The following is a 15,204-nucleotide window of genomic DNA, read 5'->3' on the forward strand; positions in this document are numbered from 1 at the left end:
TCACGAATTTAGTATAAATTTCATTTTAATATATAGTAATGACTAATGATTCTATGAAAGAAAAGAATGAAAAGATGAACAATAAAAATAAAGGAAAAGTATTTTATGGTAATGATTGTTGAGAAGTAAGAGCATGTAGCCATATTAACATCCCTAAGTCAGAACTTACAGAATTTGTTAGACTTCTTCAAGCTCTTGGTCAAGCTATTCTAGTTCAATATAGATCTGGTTGACTAGGTGGAGGAACTACGGGGACTACTGGTGCTCAAGGGCCTCAAGGCGCTCAAGGACCTGCGGGCGATACAACTGCGACACTATCTGTCTTCCGAATTTACTAACCACAATTTCCGAAAATATTTTGGGAGGACTAAGCACATTTATAAGTAATAGATGTGATTTTGATTGTCTATTAAATCTCTCTTTTAATAAAAAGGAGCACTTATTTGGGAGGATAAGTGCTCCTTCTTTACGTTTCTTTACCTCAAATTTACTCTATCTTAATCCTCATTTTGTATGATAAATAATGAAGTCAAAGATATGAAAGAGGGATGAAAAATGAGAGTTATGTCACTGATACGCATTTGGATTGCTCTTATGGTATGCATTATTTTATGTGTAGGATTTTTTTTAACTCTAAAATATTCCACTATTTCAAAAGCGGAGAGAAAAACAGTTCCATACAAACTTTTGTATACGAAACAAAACGACATCCCTTATTCCAATTCCACAAATAATGAAAAAAAAGTTATAAAAGGAATGCTTATTACGAAAGCTTCTAACTACGAAACTCTACTTCAAATTGCTGAAACGATTAAAGATCATTATACAAATAAAGGAATTGATGAAATCACGCTGTCTATCCATAATGAAAATAATGGTAGTTATGAAGAAGAATTACCTTACGAACCGATTAGTAAAGGAACAATAATCGTCACATACGATTCTCAATCTTTTGGCATTACGAACATTACTCTTAATGAATAGTAGCATTTATCTCACTCATTATGAGCTCACTTTATTTTTCACATGAGAAAGAGGCGAATAATGAAATTCGCCTCTTTTTTCACCATAATGATGGAATCCACTCTTTCACTTTATCAAACCACTCTTGCTGTTCTTTTTTCCTTTGTTGTTCCTCTTCTTGCCTTCTCTTTTCTTCTTCTTTTCTTCTCTTTTCTTCTTCAATTGTTTGCAATTGTTTTTTATAGTCAGCCTCAGATATTAACGACAATTGGAACGCTTTTTGGGCTGGGTTTGCATTTGCTTTTTTCATGATGTCCCGGAACATCGTCGTCGTAATTTGACTACCACCTGGCACATAATGCTCGCTATCTGTTTTGTCATATCCCACCCAAATCGCACCTACTAAATCTGGTGTGTATCCTACAAACCACGAGTCCTTCGCTCCTACGCTCGGACCATTTACAAGTTGAGTCGTCCCTGTCTTTCCTGCTGTATCAACATTATTAACTTTCGCTTTTCCACCTGTTCCCTTTTCTACAACACCTTTTAATAAATACGTCATCTTTTGAGCGATTTTCTCACTCGTCACTCGTGTCTCTTTCTTATACCATTTCCCTATTATTTCCCCTTCAGCATTTTGAACTTCTCTAATTGCATGAGCCTCTACTTGAACCCCATCATTAGCGAATGTACTATATGCTTGGGCCATTACAAATGGAGATGTCCCTACATGCATCCCACCTAAAGCAATTGGATACGTACGGTCTTCTGGTACTAATGGAATACCAAATCGCTCTAAAGATTTCAATCCTTTATCTAATCCTATTTGTTCTAATAACCACACAGCAGAAACATTATACGACTTTGCTACCGCTTCGTACATTGTCACATTACCATGAAAAGCCTGATCACTATTTTTAGGTTCATATTCTTTAATATGAAATGGTTCATCCTTTAATATATCGTATACCTCATACCCTTGTTCTAAAGCGGGTACATATACAGCTAGAGGCTTTAATGTTGAACCTGGCTGTCTTTTTAATTGCGTAGCATGATTAAATTGTAAAAACTGATATGGTCCTCTCCCCCCAACTAAAGCTGGAACACCGCCTGTTTTGGGATTTATAAGGACTACACCCGTTTGCATAAGTTGATCTGAGCCACTATCTTTGAAATAACTATCATTATTCACAACATCTTCTACAGCTTGTTGTTTTTTCGGATCCAGCTCAGTATAAATACGATAACCACCTGCTAAAATTTCATTTTGTGTTAATTCATACTTATCCATCGCTTCTCTAACTATATAGTCTACATATTGGGAGTATTTACCTTTATATTTATCATCAACCCCACGTTTTAATACAAGGCCTGACTCTTTTTCTTTATTGTATTGCTCTTCAGAAATATATCCTTGTTCCTTCATTAAACTTAATACGACATTACGTCGTTCAATTGATTTATTAAAGTTTTTATAAGGCGAATACGCAGACGGCGCTTTAATTAAGCCCGCGATCGTTGCAGCTTCTGAAATTGATAAATCTTTTACCTCTTTATCAAAATAAGATTTAGCTGCCCTCTTTATCCCCCAAGCACCTTCCCCAAAATAAATTTGATTCATATACATTTCAATAATTTCATCTTTTGTATAAGTACGTTCTATTTTTTTCGTTAAAAAGTATTCCTTTATTTTACGAGAAAATGTACGATCTTGTGTCAGAAATACATTCTTCGCGAGCTGCTGTGTAATTGTACTTCCCCCTGCTACAACTTCTCCTGCTGTAATATTTTTAAAAACTGCACTTATAATTCCACTATAATAAATACCATGATGGTTAAAAAATCCCTTATCTTCTACTGCAACAATTGCCTGAACCATAATATCAGGAATATCTTTTCTTTTAACGCCTTCTGTTTTCGAAGAAGCTAATTTAGTTGCGACCTCATTATTTGCATCATAAATTAAAGTCGGTTGTGGAACAGCTTGTTTTAATTCAGATATGTCTTGAATGGAAATTATTATATTTACAGCAATAAATAGAGTAACGAGTACACTTCCCAATACAATTAATGAATTACGAAGTTTCTTCCTCTTATTGAACCACTCAAGCATTTTTTTAAAATGAGTGTTCTTCAATTTCATTCGTTCACTTCCTTCATTTATTTACACTCTTCTTTTTAAAAGGAAGAATATACCGCCTTTTAAATTTATTATAATAACGTAGTCATTCCTATAGTGTAAAGCTTTTCTTTTACATTCATACTTTTTGCAAGAAAAGGACATTCTACAAGTAAGATATTCACTATTGGATATTAATATTATTAATAGAACAACGAGAGTTATGTTAAGTTTTTGTAAACTTTTCGATAAAATGTTTTAAAAAACGACAGTTTTTTGTTAGAATTGATTAGCCAATATATTTTACATATATTACTTTTGTGGGGGTAACAATAATGGTCTTTAAATCAAAAAAAGATAAATTTTCTGAAATGTTAATGAATGTTTCCGAAAATTTAAAAGAAGGCGCGCAATTTTTCGTGGAGTATAAAATTAAAAATGCTAGCGATTTAAAAGAGTTTTCTATGCGCATGAAAGAGTATGAGTCAAAAGGTGACTCATTTATTCACGAAATCATTATGGAGCTAAACAAAGCGTTTATTACTCCGATTGAACGTGAGGACATCCTACAACTTGCAATGAGTATGGATGATGTATTAGACGGATTAGATCACAGTGCTGGTCTGTTCGAAATGTATTCTATTACAGAAGCTGATGAATACATGATTAAATTCGTAGAAGCAATTAATCAATGTGCAATTGAAATTGCAAATTCTGTTGAACTACTGTCTAAAAAGAAGTTAGTCGACATTCGTACGAACGCGATTAAGATTAAGGATTACGAATCACAATGCGATGATATTCGTCGTCATGCGATTAAGCACTTATTCTCTCGTGAGAAAGATCCGATTAAGATTATTCAATTTAAAGAGATTTACGAAGAGCTTGAAGAAGTAGCTGATAGCTGTCAAAGCGTTGCAAACGTATTAGAAACAATTATTATGAAGAATGCGTAAGGAGTTTGATCATGGATACACTCTTGATACTGACCGTTTTAGTAGTCATTTGCGCTTTAGCTTTTGACTTTATCAATGGATTTCACGATACAGCAAACGCTATTGCAACGGCTGTTTCAACGAAAGCTCTAAAGCCTAGACATGCAATTATTATGGCAGCTATTATGAACTTTTTAGGTGCAATGACATTTACAGGTGTAGCAAAAACGATTACAAAAGATATCGTTGACCCATTTGCTTTACAAAATGGTTCTCTTGTAATTTTAGCTGCTTTACTTGCGGCGATAGCATGGAACTTAATTACTTGGTACTACGGTATCCCAAGTAGTTCTTCGCATGCAATTATTGGCTCAATCGCAGGTGCAGCCATTGCTGCTGCTGGTATTAGCTCATTAAACCTTAAAGGATTCATTAAAATTCTTGAAGCTTTAATCATTTCACCAATTATCGCTTTCGTTATTGGTTATATCGTATACAGTATTTTTAAAGTGGTCTTTAAAAACTTTAACTTAACGAAAACGAACAAAAACTTCCGTATATTCCAGATTTTCACTGCAGCATTACAAGCCTATACACACGGTACGAATGATGCACAAAAAGCAATGGGAATCATTACGATGGCTCTTATGGCTAATAACTATCATACTTCTAGCGATATTCCGTTCTGGGTACAATTATCTTGTGCTATCGCAATGGGGCTTGGTACTTCTGTCGGTGGATGGAAAATTATTAAAACTGTCGGTGGACAAATTATGAAAATTCGTCCTGTAAATGGTGTAGCTGCCGATTTATCATCATCACTTGTTATTTTCGGTGCAACATTCATTCACTTACCGGTTAGTACGACGCACGTTATCTCTTCTTCTATTTTAGGGGTTGGTGCTTCTCACCGTGTGAAAGGGGTAAAATGGGGAACTGCAAAACGTATGTTAATTACATGGGTTATTACACTTCCTATTTCAGCTTCTTTAGCTGCTCTGTTTTACTATCTATTACATTTTGTTTTCTAATCAAAAGTCGTCTTCCTTATTTTTCTAGGAAGACGACTTTTTTGTGAACAAGCCTATTTCTCATTAAAAAGCGTGTATAATAATTGGTGGATAAGTTATTTAGAGGAGTTGGCAATTTTGGAATACATCATGTTACTTTTCATCGGACTAATCGCCGGGACAGTCGGCAGCCTAGTTGGGCTTGGAGGCGGAATTATTATTGTTCCGTTATTAATTGGATTACACAGTTTATCACCACAACTTGCAGTAGGGACTTCTATGGTAACAGTCGTTTTTACAGGACTATCTTCCACCCTTACTTACATGAAGCATAAACGAGTAGATTATAAAAGTGGACTTATTTTATTTATCGGAAGCGGCCCTGGTGGTATTATCGGATCATGGGCAAATAAATTTTTAAACCAAGACACATTTTCTTTATACTTTGGGATTTTCCTTATATTCGTCTCAATTCTACTTATGCTTCGAGACAAATTAAAACCTCTTTCCCTCTCAAATACGTCTGTAATTAAGCGTTCTTTTACAGATAATGATGGAAATACTGTACACTATCAATTCCCACCGTTTCTTGCTATCTTTATTGCCTTTATAGTTGGGTTTATATCTGGGTTATTTGGAATTGGTGGCGGTGCCTTACTTGTTCCAGCAATGATGCTTCTTTTTGCATTCCCAGCACATATTGCAGTAGCAACTTCAATGTTCATCGTATTTCTATCAGCAATTGTAAGTTCTGCAACTCACATCTCACTTGGAAATGTCAGCTGGATTTATGCATTAATCCTTATTCCTGGTGCATGGATCGGCGGAAAAATCGGGGCTTATATTAATACAAAACTAAGTGGTAACGCCGTAATTAATTTATTACGTATTACGTTAATTATTCTTGGAACTAGATTAATCATTATTTCCCTTTTATAACGTATTCTTTTTAGAATGCGTTTTTCTTATACACATGAATATAAAAATCCTCCGAGGAGAACAAATAAAATTAAACAAACACATAATAACATATAATTTGAAATATGTACTTTCTTCAAGTTGACCACTCCTATAACTGCGACTGTTATCTTTATGATAGCGAAAAAATAGTTCACTTGCAGTTACAGAGTGCTAACAATGCAAAATCAATTATTACAAATTTTATCCTTATATTTCATTTCTTTGTATATTCTATCGATTTAATAAAAAAAGATGTCATATTGACATCTTTTTTAGTGAAGAAGTGACCATCCCATAAAGTCTTCATGTACTTGGCACGCCCTCTTATCATTTCGATCATATAATTCAGCATAACTATCTGTTTCTTCATCATAAGCCATCGTATAAATAATTTGGCCGTCTACTTCAACGGATAAAACGACTCCACCTTTCATCTCTTCTACATGAATGATAGCATTCGCCGGAATTCTCATATCCGTCATTCTCATCGCATCTAACAATATACTAAACCCCCTACAGCGTATTCATTGCTAGTACTATTACACACTAAATAGTATACTACTGTAATAGCATACATTTCGTCAATGAAATTGCTGTTGAAATAGCATATTGTCTATATACATATACGCTAAAATAGAAGAAATAGAAACATATTAATGGGGGGCTAACATTGATTCTACACAAAGGAGATGTACTATTCCGTCAAGGCGAGGACGGTCCTTTATACTTTATAAAAACAGGCTTATTAAAAGTAGTTCGGCTAGAGGAAGACGGAACACCATTTTTATTCAACATTATCGTTCCAGGTGAAACAATACCTCATCATTCTTTGATTTCACCGAAAGAATATCACGGTACAGCTATCGCTTTAATAAAAACAGAAGTTGAACCGATCACTAGTAGTGAATGGTATGAGAGACTTCAAGCAAATCCCGAATCATATGCCAACATCGCTATGCAATTGCAATCTAAATTAAGAATGATGCAACAACGAATTGATCAATTGACAACCGTCTCGCCGAAAGAACGTCTTCATCGTTTACAAGAATGGTTCACATTATATTTAGGTGACATTCCTATATATGAAATATTAACACAAACTGAAATTGGTCAACTGATAGGCATACGCCGTGAAACAGTTAACCGTTTATTACGAGAACAAATAAAAAACGAGGTAAAATAAATACCTCGTTTTTTTGTTTATTCTCATTCGTCTTATTGTAAGCTTGTTGCTGGGCCGAAAAATTCATAATGAATATGCTCTTGTTTCACACCTAAATCAGTTAGTGCAGCATTTATATGCTTCATAAATGCTACTGGACCACAAAAATAAAATTCTGCTTCAGTTGTCGGAATAATAGTTTTTAACCATTCGCTTTCAACGAAACCTTCTTTATCAAAGTTCTTCATTTCTAAATCTTTTTCAGTCGGTGCAGAATAACAAGTATATGCTTTAACTTGTTCATATTCATTTTCTACTGCCTTAACGTGTTCTTTCATTGCATGTGTATTACTATTTATTGCTGCATGAACAAAATATACATTACGTTTTGAATCTTGTTCAATTAACGTATTTAACATACTCATCATCGGTGTAATCCCTACTCCACCACTAATTAGTACAACTGGTAACGTTGAATCCATATTTAACACGAAATCTCCCGCTGGTGCACTTACTGGTAAAACATCTCCTTCTTTTACATGTTCATGTAAGTAATTAGATACTTTACCGTCTGGTGTATCTACACCTTTTTCTTTCTTTACACTAATACGATAATATTCTTTCCCAGGTGCATCAGATAAACTATATTGACGATTATGTGTATATGTCTCACCTTCAATATTGATTTGAACCGTTACATATTGACCTGGGATGAATGAAGAAACTTTCCCTCCATCTTCAGGTTTCAAATAAAATGACGTAATAACATCGCTTTCCTTCACTTTTTTAACAATCACAAAGTTGCGGAAGTCTTTCCATCCACCTTCTTTATGTGCAGCTTCTTCATACATCTCTGCTTCAATGCTAATAAATGCATCAGCAATGACACCATATGCTTCTCCCCATGCATTTAAAACTTCATCAGGTGCACCTGCGACCTCTTTAATGGCACGTAGTAAACATGTACCTACAATCGGATAATGCTCAGCTTTAATACCTAAACTTCTATGCTTATGACCAATTTGTTTTACAACCGGAATAATTGCTTCTAAATTATCAATGTACGTTGCAGCTGCATAAACAGCATTCGCTAACGCTTGTTGTTGTCTTCCCTTTTTTTGATTCGTATGGTTAAAAATATTCAATAACTCCGGATGTTCTGAAAATAAAATTTGATAAAATCTCGTTGTAATTTCAACGCCTTTTTCTTGTAATAATGGTACTGTTGACTTTACGATTTCAATTGTTTTTGCACTTAACATTGTATCCCACTCCTCTATTTCCTTAACTGTTTTTAGTTTAACTGAATCTTATAATGCAGATTGTGATTTTAATCACTATTAACACGTTGTTTTTGTGAATAATATATGAACATTGCATTTACAAAAGAAAATAAGCTAACTAGAATTCTAGCTAGCTTATTATTTTGTTTGTATAGCTTGTTCAATTACCTTTCTATCTTTCCCATCGCCAAACTCCGTATACCCCCAGATATTCGTTTCACCTCTATATTTATTTACGATAATATCCAAGTCATGATATACACGGTGGGCATACACTACATACTCAATATTTTGAAGTTCCACACCTTTTTTTACAATTTCATAGCTTCTATTTACATCGCGTTTTATTTTTTCATTCTTTATTTCCGTATGTATATTTTTTAAAGATGGTTCTTGTTGTTGAAACCATTGCTTAAATTGCTTCCAATCCCCGTCTGTATAATTCTCTGCTTTACCGTAATTTAAGAAATTATTATAGCTTTCATGTGTCATTCGAATAAAATCTAGCACGTTTGTCTCTTCTTGCACATCTTCTACTTGAGCTATTGTATTTACCTCAGCAGGCTTATTCGCATAATGTAACAGCACTTTCATAAGACTATAACTCGCAATGATCATTACGATAATAATCCCGAATACACTTAACAATTTCTTCATATACAGAACTCCTTCTCTACTAAAGATATTACAATGTATGACTATACTTGTAACATTCTCTCGTAGAAATATAATTCCTGTATTAATTCTTCCTATCATTTCGACAATATTTTTCTACACATTTCGTCTTGGCAAATGCTCCTGTAAAACAATATAACCTTCATAAGCTGTATAACCAAGTATAGCTATTAATCCGATATAACAAGCAAATACTGTCCATTTCGTTTTCGTATCCACTTTATAATAGTTTTCTTGTTGTTCCTTTTCTGTTTTCCATTCATTTAATTTTCTTTCTGACGCTTCAAATACTTCTCTTATGTGAATAGTATACTCATCTTTTTCATCTTCATATGGAACATAATCTAACGGTTCAAACTTCGGTAAAAGATACTCTAACACTTCCATTTTTTGAAGTTCACCTATTTGTAACTCTTTTTCCCGTTCTCTTTGTCTTAATGCATTCATCTCATGATGCATCATGTATATAGTCCGATGTACAGCTCCAGTTTCTTTTAATTCCTCTTCAAGCCTAGCAACATATTCTTTCATTCCATCAATTTTATGCCCTAATTCCTTAATCGGCTCATCTCTCTTTATCACTCTGTATAATTCCATACAACCGATAATAACAATAAATCCTCCCAAAATACTTTTAAAGTAAATTGAATAGCCAAGTAATAAAATAAGGCCTGCTCCCCAAATTTTAGTACTGACAACTGAAATAATTCGCCCACCATCTAGCGGCGAAACAGGAATTAAATTAAAGAAATTAATCATACTTCCAAGCAAAATAACAAGCGCCCAAAACGGCTCTTGCGTCATTATATAAAGTGGAATCGCGGGTAAAAATGAAAGAAGTCCGAAAAGCGGCCCCATATAGGCGATGTAAGCTTCATCTTTCGCATTTTTCGGCATCTCTTTCATTCCAATAAGGGCCCCCATAAACGGAATAAAGATTGCTGGCGATGTTGGGATCCCCTTTCTTTTCGCAGCCCATAAATGGCCCATTTCATGAACAAACAACAAATAAATGAGCGCCACTCCAAATTTCCAACCATATAGAACTGCGTATGCGCCAAGCGATAGAAACATACTAAATACCGTTGAAAACTTTGCTAATTTAAAAATTGCAAATACCCACTTTAACTTAGACAGTAAAAATAGACCTATCGCAACAATAATTCCCCATAATCCTTTTTTATTATTTTTCATATTCCTCTCCTTTATCTCTCATTAATGAATCCTATTCATTCATCAAAGCTTGTTCTTTTCTCTATTATGACATATTTTTTTCTATTGTTAGAAATAATGTTTATTTAATCCATTTTTAGCCAAAAATATAAATAAAGGAGGTATATACGAATGAATTTACAATCTCTCATAATAAGTGTTTTATCATTTTTAGCTTCAACTCTTATTTTTTATACAGTGAGCTATGTATTATTATTAGATTGGTTGCCAAATCACTTACTTATCACTCTTATCATTCTTTCCGCTCTTATGATTTCATTTCTTATTACACGAAAATCAATGAATGAGCCATCTGCAAAAGCAAAATAATAGAGAGGGTGTTCTTCTCCCCTCTCTATTATCATTTCCTAGGAAAGGCTATATAGAATTTCAATTCAGTTACAGCCAATAAGGATCTTATCTCAAAATTCAGTTGGAACAAAGAAGTTAAGCGGGAATCAACGCCGAATTGGCAAAGACTATTAATCAACGAAAAATGAGCATCCTCTGCCGATTAAAGTCTCACTTTATCTTTGAAAATTCATTTTTTCACCATACTCTTTAACGATTTGAATTATATTTTGAAACACGCCTATTTTTTCTTTTTCACTGTTTAATATTTTCAAATCATACTTTTCGTAATATGTTTCTAATGATTTTAATTGTGATTCTGAAGCACCTTTTATCGGAACAGTAGCCTTCAATTCATATTGCTTATACCCTTCCTTTACTTTTTCACCTAAAATCATTTCACTCTCTTTTGCTCCAATTAATTTTTGAACTTTTTCTGGGAAAGTGAGTTGCAAATAATACTCTCGTTCCTTCACTAACTTGTTGTATAGTGATTGTGAAATCGTATACCGTACCATATAATTCACGTTTTGATCGCCCGCTTTAATATGAAACGTAGTAATCTGCAAATCTTTTTTTGTTACTTCCGTTAAAGGACCTACCTGCATCTCATCTTCTTTTTGTTCTGAAACATTTGGAAATATAGCCAAAAGCTTTTCCGTATCTTTTTCATTCAACATATACATAGCTTTCTTATATTGCACCCATCCTCGTCTATCTTCTCCCCTTAACCATGCATAATAAGTTTCTTTTTTCCCATCTCTACTAATTTGTATTTCATATTCAGGTTCACCGAAGCTTCCGGTTATTTCTTGTTTCTCAGCTTTATCCAAAATGTCTATTACTAACTTCGCTTCTGATTCCTGCAACTTTTTCTCTTTATGTTTTTTTTGTATAACGGTTACCTCTATTGTTTCTTTCACTTCATTCACCGTCTCTTCTACTTTTTTTGTTTCTTTTTTTTGCTCAGCTTGACCACAAGCTGCTAGTAACATAACAAATAACAACAATACATATTTCCCTTTCAAATTAATCCTCCTTTTACGATAAGAAATTCTTATAATCTTCATACATAAAACAAAAACGTGACATCCTATTAAATAAGTTATACTAATCATTGAAAGGAGGTCTTTATCATGTCCATTAATTTTCATGATCCAAATAATAAATACACATACGCAACAAGAAACGCTCATATTTCTTGGGCTGAAATGGTAAAAAACATTACAGACATACAAAACAAGCAAATAATTGATATTGGCTGCGGTGGCGGGATTTATACGAAAGAACTTGCTCTTATGGGAGCCAAAAATGTTGTGGGACTTGATTTTTCAAAAGAAATATTACAAGCTGCAAAAGAAAATTGCGGCAACATTCCAAATATTTCTTTCATCCACGGTGATGCACATAATATCCCATACCCTAATGAAACATTCGACATAGTTATTTCTCGTGCAGTTATTCATCATTTACAAGACATTCCTACATTTTTATGTGAAGCTTCTCGTATATTAAATAAAAACGGTGTACTTATTTTACAAGATCGAACGATTGAAGATTGTACAGTTCCAGGAAGTCCCGAACACATTCGTGGATATTTTTTCTCTATATTTCCAAAACTCATTGAAATAGAGTCAAAAAGACGCCCAAAAACCAACACGATACAGAAAGAATTACAAAAACATTCTCTTCACGTGCTTCCCACACAAACACAATGGGAAGTACGAAAAATACATGATTCTGTAGAAGCATTGCTACAAGATTTATCTCCTCGAACAGGTCGATCCATTCTATATGAGTTAACAGATGATGAACTTTCTCAACTTCTACAACATATACAGACCGCATTACAAAACGTCTCTCCTATTATTGAAAGAGATCGATGGACAATTTGGAGCGCCATGAAGTTGTAAGGAAGGAAGCCTCACAAAATAATGTGAGGCTTCCTTTCTTTCATAATCTAATTTTGCAACACTCTTGATATCCTCCACTTCTGGCCTGTGCACTTCCACACTTCGGACATACTAAATATCTAGACTGATTTGTCAACAAACTACCTTTTTGAAAGAGTAAAACTTCTGCTTGTTTAAACGAACGCGAATAATATAACCACATAAAACCAATTATAGCAATAATGCCAAATAATACTCCCATCGCAAGCATTTCAGTCACCTCTTTTGGTTTGTTCTTTCCAGCAAGTGGATTGTTGTAATATTCTCTGTAAATTCAAATAATCCCTTCTTTACTCCTATAAATATCAACTTTCTCTATAAATTTTACAATTCTCCACAAATTTTTACTCCCATTTTACAATTCATTATTCCTTTTGCAACAACGAATATTACTTTCGATATTTCCGTATATAAATATATCTTTCAAAAAAACATATTGACTTTCTAAAAAAAACATGCAACAATACTGTCAGAATACTTGAATAAAAATTCATTGACGAGAACGAGTACGTTATAGAACTGTTCCCCAGAGAGTTGGCGATTTGCTGAAAGCCAACGTTCAGTGCGTAACCGAAAATCATCTCCGAGAAGTAGAACCGAATGTTACAGTAAGTTCTTACCGGCCGTCCCCCGTTACAAGGAACACGTATCATGTTGTACGTTGCAAAGCCGTATACATATAGATTTATTTCTACATGTGTAAATTAGGGTGGTATCGCGGGTAAATATAACTCGTCCCTTTCTTTAGGGACGAGTTTTTTGTGTTCTTACAAATGAATTTAAAAAAGGAGGAAAAACAATGAACACTGTATCAAAAAAACATATTTTTTTCACGGGTCTTATGCTATTTTCTTTATTTTTTGGGGCAGGTAATTTAATTTTCCCTCCCATGCTTGGCCAAAACGCAGGTGAAAATTTTTGGCCAGCAATGATTGGATTTTTACTAACAGGAGTTGGCTTACCACTACTAACTGTTATCGCAATTTCTCTATCAGGAAATGGGATGCAGCAACTTGCAAGTCATGTCCATCCATTATTCGGAATTTTCTTTACAGTAGTTGTATACATTGCCATCGGTCCATCCATGGGCATCCCACGTGTTGCAAATGTCGCTTATGAAATGGGTGTTAGTTCTTTCTTACCAGAAACAATCCGCTCTAGCAGCCTAGTGCTATTTGTATATACAATCATATTCTTTACTATCGTATTTTGGCTGAGTTTAAATCCATCTAAACTTGTCGATCGTATTGGAAATATATTAACACCTATTTTATTACTCTCAATTTTCTTATTGTTTGTTAAAAGTGTCTTTACACCACTTGGGCAATCAGGACCAGCTATGCAAGAGTATCAAACTTCTCCAATCTTCAAAGGCTTTATGGAAGGGTACTTAACAATGGACACCATTTCAGCACTTGCATTTGGAATTATCGTTGTAAATGCAATTCGCTCTAAAGGTGTGAATGATCGTAAGTCCATTGCCATCGCCACAGCAAAAGCAGGGCTTATTGCCGCTACAGGACTCGTACTTGTATATGGTGCACTAGGCTGGCTTGGGGCAACTAGTGTCTCTCTCGGATATGCAAAAAATGGCGGACAGCTACTTACTGTTATCGTACAACAATTATTCGGTCCGTACGGTTTGCTCCTATTATCTCTTATCGTTACACTCGCTTGTTTAACGACATGCGTTGGACTCGTATCTGCGTGCAGCCAATATTTTTCAACATTATTGACTACATTTTCATACAAAACATTCGCGAGTATCATTTGCGCATTAGGATTATTAGTTGCCAACTTAGGTTTAACAAAAATTATCGCAATCTCTGTTCCAATTCTACTTGTTGTGTATCCAATTGCGATTGTACTCGTACTACTATCATTACTTCATAAATACTTCGGTGGATATCGTTCTGTTTATGTAGGTGCTTTAATCGGAGCAGCTGTAGTGAGCGTATTTGATGGATTAAAACAAGGTGGTATTTCAGTTTCATTCATCACACCATATTTTGAATTTATCCCTTTATATAATGAAGGAATCGGTTGGCTAATACCAGCATTAGCAGGAGCTCTTCTTGGCCTTACAATCGCTAAGTTAAGCGGTACGAAAAAAGTTCCATTACTAATCGAATCTAACGAAGTAAAAGCCTCCTAAAAAAACTCCCAAAAGGGAGTTTTTTTACATTTGATAAGCAGTATGATTAAAACTGCTTATTTTATAAGCTTTCGTATAATATTCAATATTTGTATCAACTGTTTCTACCTTGACAACATCATAGCGCTCTTCTTGCTTTACTAAAAATAAATAGTATTCCTCTGTTGCCTCAATAATCGCAATTTTATCTGTTTCAACATTATATTGTTCACAAAGTGCTTGTAATGCGTTCACATACTCCCCTAATTTTTTAGACTTATCCATTCCGAATATAGTTTGAACTAACATATACATTCTCCCCTTTATATGTACTGTTAACACCTTAATGATAACGCTTACATTATTTATCGTCAATAAAAACATTCGATGGTTTTAACGCCAAATCTATATTGTAGCGAGCCAATAATCAGCGAGGAATTCCCCGCCA

General features: G+C 34.3%; 16 protein-coding genes, 1 pseudogene and 1 other annotated feature. Of the genes and pseudogenes, 9 read left to right on the forward strand and 8 right to left on the reverse strand.

Annotation, left to right across the window (positions count from 1 at the left end):
• Window positions 1–53 precede the first annotated feature (53 nt).
• Window positions 54–338 (forward strand): annotated as a pseudogene (locus AC1Q8L_RS04950) (hypothetical protein).
• Window positions 339–555: 217 nt separating this feature from the next.
• Window positions 556–984, forward strand: a complete 429-nt coding sequence (locus AC1Q8L_RS04955) for a hypothetical protein (protein WP_001265579.1) — start codon at window positions 556–558, stop codon at window positions 982–984.
• Between the two features lie 79 nt (window positions 985–1,063).
• Here AC1Q8L_RS04955 and AC1Q8L_RS04960 read toward each other — a convergent pair whose 3' ends face one another.
• Complete coding sequence (locus tag AC1Q8L_RS04960; RefSeq protein ID WP_000769253.1) at window positions 1,064–3,106, reverse strand: transglycosylase domain-containing protein; 2,043 nt, start codon at window positions 3,104–3,106, stop codon at window positions 1,064–1,066.
• 311 nt (window positions 3,107–3,417) lie between these two features.
• Between AC1Q8L_RS04960 and AC1Q8L_RS04965 the strand changes: the two genes are divergently transcribed.
• The 3 genes from AC1Q8L_RS04965 (at window position 3,418) to AC1Q8L_RS04975 (ending at window position 5,966) form a co-directional block, all read left to right on the forward strand.
• A complete protein-coding gene (locus tag AC1Q8L_RS04965) occupies window positions 3,418–4,038 on the forward strand; it encodes a DUF47 domain-containing protein (protein WP_000231445.1) in 621 nt (206 codons plus the stop codon).
• Window positions 4,039–4,049: 11 nt separating this feature from the next.
• Entirely contained in the window at window positions 4,050–5,048 is a 999-nt protein-coding gene (locus AC1Q8L_RS04970; RefSeq protein ID WP_000380276.1) for an inorganic phosphate transporter, read from the forward strand.
• 117 nt (window positions 5,049–5,165) lie between these two features.
• The gene (locus AC1Q8L_RS04975; protein WP_000455762.1) at window positions 5,166–5,966 is read left to right on the forward strand and encodes a sulfite exporter TauE/SafE family protein; all 801 of its coding nucleotides are present in this window, start codon (window positions 5,166–5,168) and stop codon (window positions 5,964–5,966) included.
• A 293-nt stretch (window positions 5,967–6,259) separates the two neighbouring features.
• Here the strand turns inward: AC1Q8L_RS04975 and AC1Q8L_RS04980 are convergent, their stop codons facing one another.
• On the reverse strand, window positions 6,260–6,487 hold the full coding sequence (locus AC1Q8L_RS04980) for a hypothetical protein (protein ID WP_000883009.1): 228 nt from the start codon (window positions 6,485–6,487) through the stop codon (window positions 6,260–6,262).
• 170 nt (window positions 6,488–6,657) lie between these two features.
• Here AC1Q8L_RS04980 and AC1Q8L_RS04985 point away from each other — a divergent pair, with 170 nt between their 5' ends.
• Window positions 6,658–7,170 (forward strand): Crp/Fnr family transcriptional regulator, encoded by a 513-nt coding sequence (locus AC1Q8L_RS04985; RefSeq protein WP_000600585.1) that lies wholly within the window; start codon window positions 6,658–6,660, stop codon window positions 7,168–7,170.
• A gap of 32 nt (window positions 7,171–7,202) precedes the next feature.
• Here the strand turns inward: AC1Q8L_RS04985 and hmpA are convergent, their stop codons facing one another.
• From hmpA to AC1Q8L_RS05000, 3 genes are all read right to left on the reverse strand, one after another.
• On the reverse strand, window positions 7,203–8,411 hold the full coding sequence (gene hmpA / locus AC1Q8L_RS04990) for an NO-inducible flavohemoprotein (RefSeq protein ID WP_000947339.1): 1,209 nt from the start codon (window positions 8,409–8,411) through the stop codon (window positions 7,203–7,205).
• A 159-nt stretch (window positions 8,412–8,570) separates the two neighbouring features.
• Window positions 8,571–9,089, reverse strand: coding sequence for a hypothetical protein (locus AC1Q8L_RS04995; RefSeq protein ID WP_000735528.1), 519 nt, complete (start codon window positions 9,087–9,089; stop codon window positions 8,571–8,573).
• 114 nt (window positions 9,090–9,203) lie between these two features.
• On the reverse strand, window positions 9,204–10,301 hold the full coding sequence (locus AC1Q8L_RS05000) for a site-2 protease family protein (RefSeq protein WP_000794493.1): 1,098 nt from the start codon (window positions 10,299–10,301) through the stop codon (window positions 9,204–9,206).
• Between the two features lie 150 nt (window positions 10,302–10,451).
• On the opposite strand from AC1Q8L_RS05000, the gene AC1Q8L_RS05005 reads away from it, so the two are divergent.
• Window positions 10,452–10,649 carry a hypothetical protein gene (locus AC1Q8L_RS05005; RefSeq protein ID WP_001053359.1) on the forward strand — a complete coding sequence of 66 codons (198 nt, stop codon included), beginning with the start codon at window positions 10,452–10,454 and terminating at the stop codon, window positions 10,647–10,649.
• A 197-nt stretch (window positions 10,650–10,846) separates the two neighbouring features.
• Here AC1Q8L_RS05005 and AC1Q8L_RS05010 read toward each other — a convergent pair whose 3' ends face one another.
• Entirely contained in the window at window positions 10,847–11,698 is an 852-nt protein-coding gene (locus AC1Q8L_RS05010; protein WP_000677052.1) for a YhfM domain-containing protein, read from the reverse strand.
• A 108-nt stretch (window positions 11,699–11,806) separates the two neighbouring features.
• On the opposite strand from AC1Q8L_RS05010, the gene AC1Q8L_RS05015 reads away from it, so the two are divergent.
• Window positions 11,807–12,583, forward strand: a complete 777-nt coding sequence (locus tag AC1Q8L_RS05015; protein ID WP_000026288.1) for a class I SAM-dependent methyltransferase — start codon at window positions 11,807–11,809, stop codon at window positions 12,581–12,583.
• Window positions 12,584–12,623: 40 nt separating this feature from the next.
• Here AC1Q8L_RS05015 and AC1Q8L_RS05020 read toward each other — a convergent pair whose 3' ends face one another.
• Window positions 12,624–12,833, reverse strand: coding sequence for a hypothetical protein (locus AC1Q8L_RS05020; protein ID WP_000880630.1), 210 nt, complete (start codon window positions 12,831–12,833; stop codon window positions 12,624–12,626).
• A gap of 273 nt (window positions 12,834–13,106) precedes the next feature.
• Window positions 13,107–13,365, forward strand: a binding site (T-box leader).
• 56 nt (window positions 13,366–13,421) lie between these two features.
• On the opposite strand from AC1Q8L_RS05020, the gene brnQ3 reads away from it, so the two are divergent.
• Window positions 13,422–14,777: a branched-chain amino acid transport system II carrier protein BrnQ3 gene (gene brnQ3 / locus AC1Q8L_RS05025; protein WP_001099168.1), complete on the forward strand. Its 1,356-nt coding sequence runs from the start codon at window positions 13,422–13,424 to the stop codon at window positions 14,775–14,777.
• A gap of 24 nt (window positions 14,778–14,801) precedes the next feature.
• Here brnQ3 and AC1Q8L_RS05030 read toward each other — a convergent pair whose 3' ends face one another.
• Window positions 14,802–15,140: a DUF3922 domain-containing protein gene (locus AC1Q8L_RS05030; protein ID WP_072939635.1), complete on the reverse strand. Its 339-nt coding sequence runs from the start codon at window positions 15,138–15,140 to the stop codon at window positions 14,802–14,804.
• Window positions 15,141–15,204: the final 64 nt, after the last annotated feature.

The organism is Bacillus sp. GW823-FHT06A11, from assembly GCF_058795355.1.